The following is a 13,746-nucleotide window of genomic DNA, read 5'->3' as shown; positions in this document are numbered from 1 at the left end:
AATGAAACGGATTTTATTCTTGGTCATGGCGCTATTTCTGACTGGTTGTCAGGCACCAAAATACATTACAAAAGAAGAAGCTTTCCCAAAAGTGTATAACGAAAAGCCTGTATCAGTACTGGTTGTGCCTGCTATCAATAATACCACCGCAGCTGATGCCATTAATTTGTATTCTACGACAGTGGCTTACCCATTGGCTGAGGCTGGTTATTACGTATTATCTGTGCCATATACACAGAAGTTTCTTGCTAGAGAAGGGATTTCTGATGGTGCGCAAGCAGCCCAAGTACCCCTAGATAAGTATAAAGAGCTGTTTGGTGTAGATACGGTTCTTTTTGTGACGTTAAAGCAGTGGGATACTAATTATAATGTGTTAGCCGGAAATGTTACGGTTTCAGCGAAGATTGAGCTCTTTTCCACACAAAGCAAACAAAGAGTTTGGTTTTATGATTCAACGATTGTTTATGATACGTCTGGAAACACTGGTAATGGATTGTTGAATTTAATTGCGACGGCAATTCAAACGGCAAACCAGGACTATGTGCCTGTAGCGAGAGCAGTTAACGGTCAAATAATTCATACGATGCCTGTAGGTAAATACCATCCAAGGCACGCACTAGATCAAAAAGACGTTGCCGTATTAGAAAGAAAAGTAAAACAATAATTCTTTCGTTTAATAAAAAGCTAAGCAACGAGGTTGCTTAGCTTTTTATGTTCAGGCTAACTTCTTCACTTCCTGCTTCAATTGATAACCATCATTGGTGACAATGGCTTCTATACCCATGATACTTGAAGATGCATGTTTCAGGACTTTTTCAGCGCCAATTCTTTGAGGCGCATTAGCGAAGGAATCGGGATTCTTTCGAGCTAATGTAACAAAGAAGAATTGGCGCTGAGAAGTCCACGAAGTGCGAGTTGCACAGCGTGTTACTCTTCGTTGCCAGTGCTAACAATAGCTCACTATTGCCGCACACTGTCGTCTTGATTAACAAGTTGTGCATTCTCGCTGAAATCGAGCATCTTCAGGTATGGGTATATAGTCTGAATCCGTTCAATCAATTGAGTTTGATTAGCATTAAGTTGCTGAATTTCGGCTTCTAAAGCTAAGTTACTCTGCTTTTGTTTAGCTGTTGCTTGTTTGGTTCTTAAATGCCGGGATAAAGCTTCACACCCAAAGATGACGGCAAAAATAAGTACCAGTGTCGTATTATCGTCCATAATTATCGCTCTCCATTTTTGTGTGCCACCCATACAGAGCGGCACAACGTCTTATTACAATCCAAATACAATTTTTTCGCTCTTGAGCGATTGTTTCATACCGAACCACAATGCCGCAGCAATGGCGAGCGTAGCGCCAGTCGATGCCAGCAATTTTTGAATCGGCAAACCATTTCCTCGAATGAATGAGGTCATGGCTTGTTGCTGCCCTGATAATGGCAGCCACTGGAAGACTTCAGGTGCAATATTGTAAGCCGCTGCCATTGATACCATTGCGGGTGCAATAAGGACTAATGACAAGTATGACTGCGCTTCTTTAAAGGTTTTTGACAAGAATGAGACGAACAGTTGTAGTGTCGCCGCCATTAAAGCCACAGGTATAGAAACAATCAACATGAGAGCCATGAACTCAAAACTGAAATTGATACTGAACCCCATTTCTTCCCAAGGCACCAATGGATAGGCAAATTTAGATACAATTAAGGTCAGCAGTAAGCCACCCAAAGCGAAAATCGAGACTGCCGCAATTTTCGACATAACAATTTGACCTGTCGTAAGCGGATGGCTTAGCAATAAAGCAAGAGAATTACGTTCACGTTCGCCTGCGCTGGTATCAATAGCGAGATTCATTCCCGAAATAAATACAGCGTAAAGCATCATAAATATGGCCATTCTCAGAATAAAGCTGCCTTTAGAGTCTGAGGTGGATTGATCTTCAACTTGAACACTTAATGGCTGCACAATACTTGGGTTGATACCACGAGCAATCAATCGCAAACTGCCCATTTCACCGCTATAGACTTGCAAGTTTCTTTTGAGTCTGCGAATCGATGATTGCAGCTTCTGCTCTGAAGTATCTGCAATGATGATGACTTCGGCTGGTTGACCTTGTGACATGCTCTTTGCATATTCATCACTGATCACGAGCGTGATGTCTTTACGTTTTTCATCTTCAGAGTGGGTGATCCCTGCGTTATCTAAAAAGCGCACAAGATCGGGGGCACCCTCAGGATTCTTGATGTTGATATTAAGATCTTCTGGACTGGACATTTGACCAATGATCACAATAAATAATCCTGCCATGAGCAGTGGCGAACCGAGGGCATAATACAAACCCGCCATGACGGAACGCTTATCGCGAATGGCATCGATGAGTTCTTTTTTGATTAATGTGTTTAACATGTTCATTAGGCTGCAATTCCTTCATCCGTTCCGATGAGCGCAATAAACGCATCTTCGAGTGATTCTTTTCCTGTGATTTGGCAAAGCTCTTGCGGACTGCCTTCGGCGACCACTTTTCCTTTTGCCATGACAATGACTTTGTCACACAGAGCGGCGACTTCTTGCATCACATGACTTGAAAATAAAACACAATGACCTTGCGCTTTTAATGCTTGTAAACAATCACGCAATTGACGTGTACTCATTACATCGAGACCACGAGTCGGTTCGTCGAGGATGATGTTACTTGGTTTATGAACAATGGCTTGTGCCAATGCGGTCTTCATACGTTGACCTTGTGAAAAGCCTTTACAACGGCGATCCGCAATATCTTCAAGGCTTAACTGTGTGATCACGTCAGTCGTGGCGAGTTTGGCTTCAGTTGACGATAAACCACTGAGCTCAGCGTAATACTGAATGTATTCTCTTGGGGTTAAGCGTTCATAAAGACCAAAAGGATCAGGGAACAAACCGAGCTGCTGCTTAGCGGCAATAGGATCTGTAGCAACGTTAATGTTTTCAATCTCTGCAAAACCTTCATCCGCTTTCAGTAAACCAAATAACGTGCGTAGACAGGTTGTTTTACCTGCACCGTTAGGGCCTAATAACCCTGTGATTTGACCGTTTTCGGCAGTAAAACTTAAATCATCGAGTGCTTGAACATCACCAATTTTCTTTTTTAAGTTAGAAACGTTAATCATGATTTATTTTTCACCTTTGTTTGTGAATACTTCAACACTGCTGGCATTAAGATAGAAGCTACGGCGTACGTCTTTATCAAGGCATTTACCGTCGAGCTCTTTAACTGAACCAGATTTCACGAGATCGGCAATCAATTGATGACCACAAGATTGTGCAGCAACGCCATGAGTCGCATAAGGTGCAACAAAGTGTTGATAGTTAGTCAGCTTTTCTGTTGCTAAGTCTCCCCAAGCTGGTGGGGTTGCGGGGTCTATTTCACCTGAGAGTAACAGAGTCGGAATATCACTCATGATTGGCGCTGAAAAATCAGCATTCACTGCTGGCATGTTCCATACACTACAGGTTTGCTCTATTGAATCGAGCATGGTCGAGCCAAAGAAGCTGCTATCTGCTTTATCACGCATAGCGGTTGTTACTCTAGGGAGATCTTCAGCACAAACAATCGATGAATGCATACCCAATGCTAAATCTAGGCCGCCGACAGTCAATGAATAAAGTCCCAAAATCGGTTGGTAGTTTTCTTTAGTCGCTTGATGAATGGCATATGGCAATAAAGCGCGCGTGCTGGTGCTATATAACGCCAGACGAACGCTGCCTAAAAATTTACTTTGGGTTAAGAGTAAATCCGTTTGTTCACCCGTGTACGGGTCAGAAACTTTACCAGCGAAAGGTGTGTCTTTTAAACGTTGAGAAACGCGTTGAAGATCTTGCTCAAGGTTAGGGAAGGCCTGGTGGCAATTTTGTGATTCTTGGCAATCTTTCATGAGCAACTTAACGGCACGATCGATGACTTCACCAATGGATAATACGCTATGCTGCATCGGTACTACGCCATCTAATGTGACAGTAGCCAGATTCTGCGAGTAATGGCGCATGTACAACTGAGCCATACGTGTTCCGTAAGAAACGCCATAAACATGTAATTTTTGATAACCTAAATGTGCACGAATTGCATCAAAGTCTTTAAGTGCAATGTCACTGGTATATTGTGTGATGTCGCTTTCGTCATGAATGCTATTGAGGCATTTTTGAGTCTCAGCAACCATATCGATGTCATCGTCGTTATAAGAAAGCGCATTCAAATTTTGTTCATCACAGTTCAATAAGTTCGATCGTCCAGTACCACGTTGGTCAATCAGTAGTACGTCACGATTTTCACGAACCTCACTTAATATTTTGTCAAATAATGCAGCATTATCGATGGCGGACTGACCGGGGCCGCCCGCAATGGCAAGCATTGCTTCTTGGGGATGAGTATTCTTAACGGCTGGTAAAATAGCGAAGTGCACATCAATCTTTTTACCTTGAACGTTATTAGGGTTTTCTGGCACAGATAACTTGCCACACTGCAAGCGATCAGAAATGCCTTTTAAATAACAGCTCTTAGTCTTAGGCTTATTCTGAGTTTGTTCGGCATTAGAATGACTGACATATAGCATTGTCGCTATTGCCACAACCACTGCCGTCATTCTGTGCTTGGATGCTGAACAAGCAAGATTCCATGATTTCATGTTGATTCCCTTTTTATCGGTTTATCGTGAAGCTTTAATTGTTGGTGTTTTAAATTTATACCCATGATACTTGAAGATGCATGTTTCAGGACTTTTTCAGCGCCAATTCTTTGAGGCGCATTAGCGAAGGAATATCGGGATTCTTTCGAGCTAATGTAACAAAGAAGAATTGGCGCTGAGAAGTCCACGCAGTGCGAGTTGCACAGCTTATTACTCTTCGTTGCCAGTGCTAACAATAGCTCACTATTGCCGCACACTGTCGCCTTGATTAACAAGTTGTGCATTCTCGCTGAAATCGAGCATCTTCAGGTATCATGGGTATAGAGGTATATTTACTGGCAACTTTTCCTGTCGTAGCCCACAGCATGAGTGCGCTCCATGCGATGACTGACAGACCTGCAGGTATACAAGCAATTAATATGAGTTTGAAGTGCTTACGGTTAAAAAAGAGTGCGAGTAATGCAGGCAGAAACCATAAAAAAATAGTTACTACAGCTACAGCAGCAATTAAGCCATAGTTTTCGCTGGTAAAGATCTCATTTAAAAATTCCATTTCAATATCCTTTTATTTACTAAATTTCCAATCCCGCTACGATTTCTGAATTAGCTATGCTATTCTCACTGTATTGGTGTATCAGTGTATTAATTGGTTAATACAGTAGCAATAGGCTAATGCTAGAACTCATTCATGTCAACCCCAGCAGTGGGGAACCAATCTACCGTCAATTACACGAGCAAATCGTGCGTTTAATTGTGGGCGGTCAGTTACAACCCGCTCAAGTCCTTCCTTCCGTGAGACAAATAGCAGAATTATTATCGGTAAACCCGATGACGGTGTCGCGTGCGATACAACAATTAGTCGAACAAGGTTGGATTGTTCGGCAACGTGGCCAACCGACTCGTGTTGCTGCAACTCAGCCTAATCACTCTCATTCAGGGATTGAATTGTTGCAAAGAACAATTACAGAATTAGTAGAGCAAGCAAAGCAACTTGGCGTACCGCTAGAAGACTTACAACAAGCCTTAAAAGACAAATGGCAGGGATAATGAACGATGGAACAAGAACAAGCGATTTTATCTTTTGATAACGTAGTTAAATACTTTAAGCAAGGCACAGGCTCTGTGCTTGCGCTTGATAAATTATCGCTTCAATTGTACCCAGGGATGGTGGTGGGTTTATTAGGTAAAAATGGTGCGGGAAAATCAACCTTAATACGTTGCGCTCTCGGTATCATGGCGCCTACTAATGGCACTATTAGTGTATTAGGTGAACCTGCAACTCAGCTATCAGCAGACACAAAGTTAAGTATTGGGTATGTTCCGCAGCAGCAATTCGGTTATGAAGGATTTACGGTAAGGAATGCATTAGATTTACATTCAAGTTTTTACCCAAATTGGGATAAAGAACTTGAGCAATATTGGTTAGATCGTTTTCAGCTCGATGAAAAACAGTCAGTACAAAAGCTTTCTGTAGGTCAAAGGCAATCACTCTCACTCATCATGGCGATGGCCTATCGACCAAAACTGTTAGTGTTGGATGAACCGGTTGCAAGCTTAGACCCTATCGCCCGTAGACAGTTTATGGGTGATATTTTTGAATTAGCACTAGAGTCTGGGAGTGCAGTGCTCTTTTCGTCGCACATTACTTCAGATTTAGAGCGGGTCGCAAGCCATGTAGCCTTGATAAAAGAAGGCCAGTTAGTGTTGTTTGATGAGATGGATAACCTACGCGAGCACATTAAGGTTTGGAAGGTCGAACCTGACTTCATTATCCCAGAACATATTTGTGTGCTGGCGAAAAAAGCGAATCAGCTGGTGGTAAAAAAATCAGGGAAAGATCTAATTGTTCAGGGAGTATTGTCGGAGTCATCGCTAAACCTTGAAAACTTATTTGTGGAGTTGCATCAATGAAGCGCAACCCATTTCAAGGAATGACTAGAACTTGGTTATTTGATGTCGGATCAGCTAATTTTTTATGTACTGGCATGATCATGGCAATTATGGCGATGGTATTTCCAATGCTTTCCGACAAGGATGGGGTACTATTTTCATTGATGTATGGCCTCACTATTGTTTCCATGTGCATTGCCATTACATGGCAAGTGATAAGATTAAGAAGTACTGAATGGCAAGTATTACTGCCCGGTTTTGATAAGCATATTCAGTTACAAGCCCTTATCATCTACATCTTGGTTATGGTATTTGGTTTTGGCTATGCCGGGATTTTCTTAAATTCGCAAGCGTTAGCTGTACTGTCAGTAGCCGGTATTTTTGGTAATGTGTTTTTAGTCATCTGCCGATATAACCCCAGTTTTTTTCATGCTTCAGCTGTTTTTTACTTATTAAATCTAGCCTCACAATCCGTTGCAGAATTAATACCAAACTGGCTGATTTACACCTTGATGATTATCACCACATTGGCAGTATTCATCACCCACCGTCGTTTAAATTGGACAGCAAGTGCCATCAATGTATTCAGTAGTGGTCTGCATTCTTGTTGGATGATGACACCGAAGCTTTCATTTAAATGGTTAACCGCTTTTGAACGCTTTATCTTTCCTGCTAATTATTTTATCGGCCCGACCTTGAGTAGCATGTTAGTGCTTATTCCTACGATGTGTTTGATTGCTGAGGGCTCAAGTCTGTATTTCAATTGGGAGTTTCCAATATTTGTTGTGATGCTTCAGGTTTCAGTCATTATAGGTTCGATGATTCACTGGGGGAGATTACAAAGACCACAGGCATTTGAGTTACTCATTACATTACCGATTCATAATGGCATAAGTGATTTACGAAAACGATTTGCTTCTGCGCAACGCAGAGTGGCCTACATTATTAGTGGTTATATTTTTATTTTGGCGCTTGTCAGCAGTTTTACTCGAAATGATATTAGCCTAAACAATGGCTTGCATATATTGATGGCTTGCTACGCTGCAACCATGTTAATGATGGGGCTATCAGGACTTGCAACGAGAATGTGGCAATTCACCTTGGCCATGTTGCCAGTAATGATGACGGGCATTTGGATTGTGATAGGGCAAGAACAGATTACCGATGAACCCGCAACGATGCTTCCACTCATGGTAAACTTGGTTTTTATTCTAGTAGCAGAAATGATATTTAGAATATCTGCAAAAAAAATGTGGAACGAACGATTAGAGTAAAAGCTCTTGGGTGTTTTTGCCACGCTGCGGTACAATATAAAAAAAGCGGAACACTTGTAAGCTAAAAATATGTCACTAGAGCAGTACCATTTAATTTCTTTACTTCGTAAGCAATCTCGAACACGAAGCAGTGAAATCGCCCTTGAAGGCTACGATTGCGTTGTCAATTGGAAGACCGTTACTTGGCAACGATTTGAAGATGTCACCAATCAAATTGCCAGTTGGCTGATTGAACACGGTATTCAAACGCAAGACAGATGTGCCATTATGTCGAGAAATTGCCCGCAATGGACCTGTGCAGATGTAGGGATATTAAAAGCCCGTGGTGTCGTTGTTCCTCTTTATCCGACAAGTACCGTTCAACAAGCCGCTTTTATTATTAATGATGCCGAAGCCAGTGTGTTATTTGTTGAAGATGCACTAAGCTATCAAATGGCGCTCGAACTCAAAGCTTTATGCCCTACATTACAGCGCACCGTGGTTTTTGATACTGAGGCAGTATTGGAATCAGAGCAAGATTGCCATTTCGATGCTTTGTGTCAGTCGGCTACCGATGTGAACCAAAATGGTGAACTCAAAGCCCGCTTGCAAAGCAGTAACCTTGATGATTTACTCACGCTGATTTATACCTCAGGGACAACCGGTGAACCTAAAGGTGTAATGTTAGATTACAGAAATGTTGCTTCGACAATCTCACAACACGACAAAAAATTTAATGTCCGTGCAGGTGATACCTCATTAGCTTTTTTACCTCTAAGCCATATCTTTGAACGTGCATGGTCTTTTTACGCATTATATCGTGGCATGCGAAATGTGTATCTTACCGATACGCACAAAGCAAAAGAGGCCATTGCTGATATCAAACCGCACACTCTTTGCGTGGTTCCTCGATTTTTAGAGAAAGTCTATAGTGCCATTCAAGATAAAGTGATTAAGTCTTCTCGCAATAAAAAACGCATTTTCAACTGGGCGGTTGCTGTTGGTTATCAACAGTTTGAAGCGAACCAAGGGCGACAAAAGGGGCACCCTTGGTTATCGTTAAAATGGCAAATTGCGAACAAACTCGTCTTTGAAAAGCTGACAACAGCTCTTGGTGGCAATTTAGTCTTTATGCCCTGTGGCGGTGCAGCACTAGATGCTAATGTAGAGCGCTTCTTTCAAGCTGTGAATGTTCCATTGCTGTGCGGTTACGGCATGACAGAAACCACTGCTACTATAACGTGTAACACCGTTGATTCACGTATGCCTGGTTCAAATGGCCAACCATTATCTGAAACAGAAGTTAAGATTGGTGAGAACAGTGAAATTCTCGTCCGTGGTGGCAGTGTGATGCGAGGCTACTACAAGCGACCTGAAGAAAATGGCAATGTTTTTGATGATGAAGGTTGGTTTAAAACGGGTGATGCTGGTGAGTTTGATGAGGAAGGCAATCTATTTATCACTGACCGAATCAAAGAATTAATGAAAACGTCCAACGGTAAATACATTGCACCACAACGAGTCGAAGGGAAGGTGGGTTGTAGTCCATTTATCGAGCAAGTGGCCGTGATAGCTGAAGCGAAAAATTATGTCACAGCACTGATTGTCCCAGCATTTGAAACACTCGAAGAGTGGGCGAAAGAGCAAGGATTGAAATACAGCAATACGATGGAGCTACTTCGTCATAACCAAGTGATTCACCATTTTGAAGAACGTTTAGTCGAATTACAAATTGAATTGGCTAGCTTCGAGCAAATCAAGAAGTTCACTCTGTTACCCGATGAGTTTTCAATGGAAGCAGGGCTAATCACACCCACTCTAAAATTACGTCGCAAAGTCATATATAACAAATATGCGGATGAAATTCGCATGATGTATGAGCGCTAATATTTCTAGGTATTGGAGTGAGACGTTTATTTTTATAATGGCATCTCACTCATTATAATGACGATTAATTATGCCGTGTTTGCGTTTACAACGTGCCATAAAGTTTTTGGCTGTTTTTTAGAGTGGTTACCATTCTTGTATGCTGCCACTCCTGCATCGGGAAATCTACACATAATCTGTTTAAAAGCTGAGAAGGAGATGGAGGATTAGTAGAGCCTTGGTAAAGGCGCTCATATTTTAAAAAACAGCTATAAGTTATTGGTAAATCTATATCTCCAGCGATATGTGCCGCAAGTTTAAAGTTTCCTACAGCAATAGCATATTCCATAGGTGAGCTGCCATATCCTCCTCGCGCTTCCTTAGCAAAGAGTATATGGTCGTAACAGCCGTTTATTAAGTCATTATCCCTCATTCTTATTAGCCGGCACATAATTTGATTATTAGAGGCCAGTCGATCACTCCAGCCTAAATCTAAGGCCGTTGTATCTCCAATACCTTGTGAAAGTTTTACCATGTCACGTGCTAACTGAAAATGTTCATTTTTTAAAGCGAGGGAGAAGAGGGTATTTCCATCTCTCGTTTTATTTCTAAACAACTGTCTACCATGCTCGTCTTTAGCAAAAGTAGCTAATAAACTATATTCTGTTGGGTTACTATCGGTGCTAGCGACGCCTGTTAAAAGTTGAAGTGCATTTTTGCCACAGCGATCAGATAAGCGTGTATCATTTGGGCAAGCTTCTAACAATAATTCAATATTTTTTCCTAAGTGGTTTTGGCAAGCGTACATAAGCGGCGTTTGCCAAGCTGAATCTAATGGTGAACTGTGCTGGGTTCTGCATTTCAGCATGGTTTCTAGAAACATTGAGTCAGAGTTCTTTGCCGCACAATGAAGCGGTGAGCACTGCGCTTTTTCACTCTTAATGTAGGGATTCGCACCAGCTTGAATAAGTAATTTTACGTGTTGAATCGACTTATCAGCTGCATAATGAAGTGGTGATAAGCCAGACTCATCTGGATAATCGACATTTCAGGTTCGACTGTCAATTAATGCTTCTAGCATCCTCGTGTCTGGCTTAAGCATTGATAAGTGAACGAGTGTCTGTCCGGTAAACCCCTCTGGAGGATTAAAGTTAGCTTTATGTGTTGCGAGTAGTTCAATCGCAGCAACGTTGTTAGTTTCTACGAGTTGTCCACAATGTTGATAAGACAGACACTCAATACATGTTGGAGATACTTTTAGTAACGCTTCTAATATTTCAGTGTTGTTATTGTCAATCGCAGATATGATTGCATAATCCATAGGGGTATTACCTGAAGCGTCTCTATGGTTAACACTATTTGTTGATTGAGCTGCAAGTTTGATTAAGTCAATATTTCCATTCTTGCAAGCTTCGGCTAGAGGGTTTGATTGTTCTTGTTTTTCAGTATCTCGACTTGAAGGTAAAGGGCTGTGAGAAGATACTGAGCGCTCCAGTTCTAATTGAGATGTCATGCAAGTAGTAGCATAAGGGGTTTGAGGCTGGGTTTTAGAAAAACTTACTGTAGCTTGATGAGTCTCTGAGGTGGTAGGAGTAGTCAGATCTTTCAGTTCCATAACCACAAACTCTTTTCCTGAGCCTATTTTCATCTTTTTATCATTTGAATATGAAGGAGAACTGGATGAACAATTGAAAGAGGTCATTTCAGTTGGCACAGTGAATGTGGCTGCTGATGACGCCATTACAAACTCCTTAATTATTTAGATTCTGTGCTGTTACAGAGACAGAAAGCTCATACTATTTAATCAAGTCAAGGAATAAGGTAAGACTAGAATCATAAAATACTAAATTAAGTCTAATTAATGATTTAGATACAAAAGAGTTCGATCGTTGTAATAATCTGAAAAATAATATATTTTTTATTTTTTGCAGCTAAGCACTGTTAATAAAAATTAATTAAATGAACATACTATGTTAAAACAAACGTTTGAAATGACCTTGTCACCTCGCTTTAGTGAAACCGATGGCATGGGGCACATCAGTAACACTGTAATTCCAATTTGGTTTGAAGCCGCAAGAGACCCCATTTTTGAGATTTTTGTTCCTAGCATGAAGATGGCGGATTGGAATCTTATCCTTGCTGGCTTCAATGTCACGTTTTCTGCACCATCCTTTTACGGTAAATCTGTGACGATTATTACTAATATTAGCCGTATTGGCAGCGCTAGTTTTGAGGTGTATCAACGCTGTATGCAAGATGGAAAGCTGACAGCAGAAGGGAGGACGACCATGGTGCACTATGACTATGAGAATGAAAGCAGTATGAAGTTATCTGAAGAGATTAAAGAAAGACTGAATGATTATCACGAGTAGATGCTTAATTACATGAATAAAAGATCATTTAGGCTTCACCTTCAATAAATGTTTTGGTGCTAAGATTCAAGTATTTATGTCTTATTGCTGGTTAAATTATGTCTTTAACATTAACTTTGGTTGCCAATGAATCAGGTCAATGGACACTTCATGATATCGATGAGTTAAAACAGATTTTTATAACTTTGGAAAATGGAAAAGAACTTCAAGTTACGGTCATCAAAAAAAACAAAGAAATTGATGAACAACAAACGAGTACTTTTATCAGTAAAGACGATCAAATGGCGTCAACAGCCTTTGCTGAATTTTGGCAAAACGTGGCAGCATTGAAATTAGAGTCAGAGCAAAAAAATGAAATAGGGGCCATATTAAGCAAATTTACCTCGAACCCTTATTATGAAAAAGCTGATAGTGCTTCAAATTTTGTAGAATTTTCACTATATCCATCAGCTCAACAAAGAGAAACCAGTACTGCGGCTCAATACGTGTTACAAAGTATCCAAACTCCAATTGTTGTTGGTTCCGTCTTACAAGGTGAAGCTGTGCAAGATTCGTCTTCAAGCAGCGCAACATCAAATGATGCCACTCTTCGTTTCACAAGCACGATTCAGAAACAAAATAATGAACTTTCAAACACTGAGGTGGAGCCGAAAGCTCAAGGGCTAAATGAGATGTATGAGTCTGTAGACGACTCAAATACTTCAAGTTTTGCCGCTCCTGAAGAGGAAGGAAGCTTACCGCTAAACATATTCCAATTAGCAAAACAAATACGACAAGGTTATACCTTAAGCACTGATGAAGAGGGATCTTATGATGAAGAAGGGGTTACTGGTGATAGTAACAGATCACCCGTTATTAAATCGGCCTTACCAATATCCGTTTCTCCATCGGAAACGATATCGTCAATTGATGAGAGTTACACATCTAGGTTCAGTTCAAGACCAGTATTGAGTGTTCCTGAAGTTGTTAATAACTTTGAAAGTTATGGCTTAGGTGAAGAGCCCATTTTATTCTTAGATATGGATGAAGTCTTTTTAACTGATGTAACCCAGCATTATACGAAAGATATGGAAGAAAAAGAATTTTCACTCGTGAAAATGAAGAACCCGGAGGAGTTAAAAACAAGTATCGATAAATTTATGGCTCGGTATCCTAAAGGTAAAGTAGTGGTATTAACCAATTCAACGGAAGCCATTACTGATCAGGAGTTAACTGCAGTCAAAATAAAAAAAGAATGGTTTTATGCGGTATTAACGAAAAATAACGATAACTTTTTTGATACCAAAGGTGAGCGAGCCGATGGTTTCCTTAATAGTGAAGCGTTAGCTGGAAGGATATATTCAGGTGCGTGTTTAGCCGATGATACGAAAAGGAATCGAGAAGAATTTGAAGCATCAATGATTGAAAGAGATATGAAAGTTAAAGTGGTTCCTGTTGTAGGTGCTGTGAATGAGAAACTTCATATCGTTGCATTACAAGAAGTAAAAGCTGGAAAATATGCCAATGTACAAGACGCTGAAGAAGCCATAAAAGAACAACCAGAATTTGTTGCAGCATTCAAGGCATATAATACGTCAATAGCAGAGTTAGAGTAACCATTCACCAGCGTAGTATTGACTAATCGCTGGTGAGGTTAAACACATCTGGATAAGGTTTACGTTGTGTTACAGCCGTAACAATTTCAGAGATAACTTCGAGCGCAGATAAACCACG

Annotated in this window: 13 protein-coding genes and 1 pseudogene; 7 read left to right on the top strand and 7 right to left on the bottom strand. The window is 40.8% G+C overall.

The genetic code is table 11. The features are described 5' to 3' along the window. Window position 1 precedes the first annotated feature (1 nt). On the top strand, window positions 2-664 hold the full coding sequence (locus JQC92_RS07270; protein ID WP_204999027.1) for a GNA1162 family protein: 663 nt from the start codon (window positions 2-4) through the stop codon (window positions 662-664). A gap of 296 nt (window positions 665-960) precedes the next feature. On the opposite strand, the gene JQC92_RS07265 is transcribed toward JQC92_RS07270, so the two are convergent. The 5 genes from JQC92_RS07265 to JQC92_RS07245 all read right to left on the bottom strand — a co-directional run bounded on the left by JQC92_RS07265 (window position 961) and on the right by JQC92_RS07245 (window position 5,205). Further along, complete coding sequence (locus JQC92_RS07265) at window positions 961-1,218, bottom strand: hypothetical protein (protein ID WP_204999026.1); 258 nt, start codon at window positions 1,216-1,218, stop codon at window positions 961-963. Window positions 1,219-1,272: 54 nt separating this feature from the next. Continuing rightward, window positions 1,273-2,406: an ABC transporter permease gene (locus JQC92_RS07260; protein WP_204999025.1), complete on the bottom strand. Its 1,134-nt coding sequence runs from the start codon at window positions 2,404-2,406 to the stop codon at window positions 1,273-1,275. Then, window positions 2,406-3,140, bottom strand: a complete 735-nt coding sequence (locus JQC92_RS07255; RefSeq protein ID WP_204999024.1) for an ABC transporter ATP-binding protein — start codon at window positions 3,138-3,140, stop codon at window positions 2,406-2,408. The genes JQC92_RS07260 and JQC92_RS07255 overlap by 1 nt, the downstream gene beginning before the upstream one ends. A gap of 3 nt (window positions 3,141-3,143) precedes the next feature. Next, entirely contained in the window at window positions 3,144-4,652 is a 1,509-nt protein-coding gene (locus JQC92_RS07250; protein ID WP_239480448.1) for an alpha/beta hydrolase, read from the bottom strand. A gap of 268 nt (window positions 4,653-4,920) precedes the next feature. Continuing rightward, window positions 4,921-5,205: a superinfection immunity protein gene (locus JQC92_RS07245; protein WP_204999023.1), complete on the bottom strand. Its 285-nt coding sequence runs from the start codon at window positions 5,203-5,205 to the stop codon at window positions 4,921-4,923. A gap of 119 nt (window positions 5,206-5,324) precedes the next feature. Between JQC92_RS07245 and JQC92_RS07240 the strand changes: the two genes are divergently transcribed. The 4 genes from JQC92_RS07240 (at window position 5,325) to JQC92_RS07225 (ending at window position 9,682) form a co-directional block, all read left to right on the top strand. After that, window positions 5,325-5,699, top strand: a complete 375-nt coding sequence (locus JQC92_RS07240; protein WP_204999022.1) for a GntR family transcriptional regulator — start codon at window positions 5,325-5,327, stop codon at window positions 5,697-5,699. 6 nt (window positions 5,700-5,705) lie between these two features. Then, a complete protein-coding gene (locus JQC92_RS07235) occupies window positions 5,706-6,563 on the top strand; it encodes an ABC transporter ATP-binding protein (RefSeq protein WP_204999021.1) in 858 nt (285 codons plus the stop codon). Further along, window positions 6,560-7,816 (top strand): hypothetical protein, encoded by a 1,257-nt coding sequence (locus JQC92_RS07230; RefSeq protein WP_204999020.1) that lies wholly within the window; start codon window positions 6,560-6,562, stop codon window positions 7,814-7,816. Before JQC92_RS07235 ends, JQC92_RS07230 begins: the two co-directional genes overlap by 4 nt. Before the next feature lie 69 nt (window positions 7,817-7,885). Beyond that, the gene (locus tag JQC92_RS07225) at window positions 7,886-9,682 is read left to right on the top strand and encodes an AMP-dependent synthetase/ligase (RefSeq protein ID WP_204999019.1); all 1,797 of its coding nucleotides are present in this window, start codon (window positions 7,886-7,888) and stop codon (window positions 9,680-9,682) included. Window positions 9,683-9,767: 85 nt separating this feature from the next. Here the strand turns inward: JQC92_RS07225 and JQC92_RS07220 are convergent. Together JQC92_RS07220 and JQC92_RS07215 are read right to left on the bottom strand one after the other, a co-directional pair. After that, window positions 9,768-10,673 (bottom strand): annotated as a pseudogene (locus JQC92_RS07220) (ankyrin repeat domain-containing protein); the annotation flags it as partial. Between the two features lie 36 nt (window positions 10,674-10,709). After that, window positions 10,710-11,402 (bottom strand): ankyrin repeat domain-containing protein, encoded by a 693-nt coding sequence (locus JQC92_RS07215; RefSeq protein ID WP_204999018.1) that lies wholly within the window; start codon window positions 11,400-11,402, stop codon window positions 10,710-10,712. A gap of 229 nt (window positions 11,403-11,631) precedes the next feature. Between JQC92_RS07215 and JQC92_RS07210 the strand changes: the two genes are divergently transcribed. Together JQC92_RS07210 and JQC92_RS07205 are read left to right on the top strand one after the other, a co-directional pair. Beyond that, window positions 11,632-12,033 (top strand): acyl-CoA thioesterase, encoded by a 402-nt coding sequence (locus JQC92_RS07210; RefSeq protein WP_204999017.1) that lies wholly within the window; start codon window positions 11,632-11,634, stop codon window positions 12,031-12,033. 98 nt (window positions 12,034-12,131) lie between these two features. Further along, complete coding sequence (locus JQC92_RS07205; protein WP_204999016.1) at window positions 12,132-13,628, top strand: hypothetical protein; 1,497 nt, start codon at window positions 12,132-12,134, stop codon at window positions 13,626-13,628. Window positions 13,629-13,746: the final 118 nt, after the last annotated feature.

This window comes from Parashewanella hymeniacidonis (genome assembly GCF_016900895.1).
GTDB classification, from domain to species: Bacteria; Pseudomonadota; Gammaproteobacteria; order Enterobacterales; family Shewanellaceae; genus Parashewanella; species Parashewanella hymeniacidonis.
Note: the sequence above shows the minus strand (reverse complement) of the source record. Positions and strands in the feature narration are given on the sequence as shown.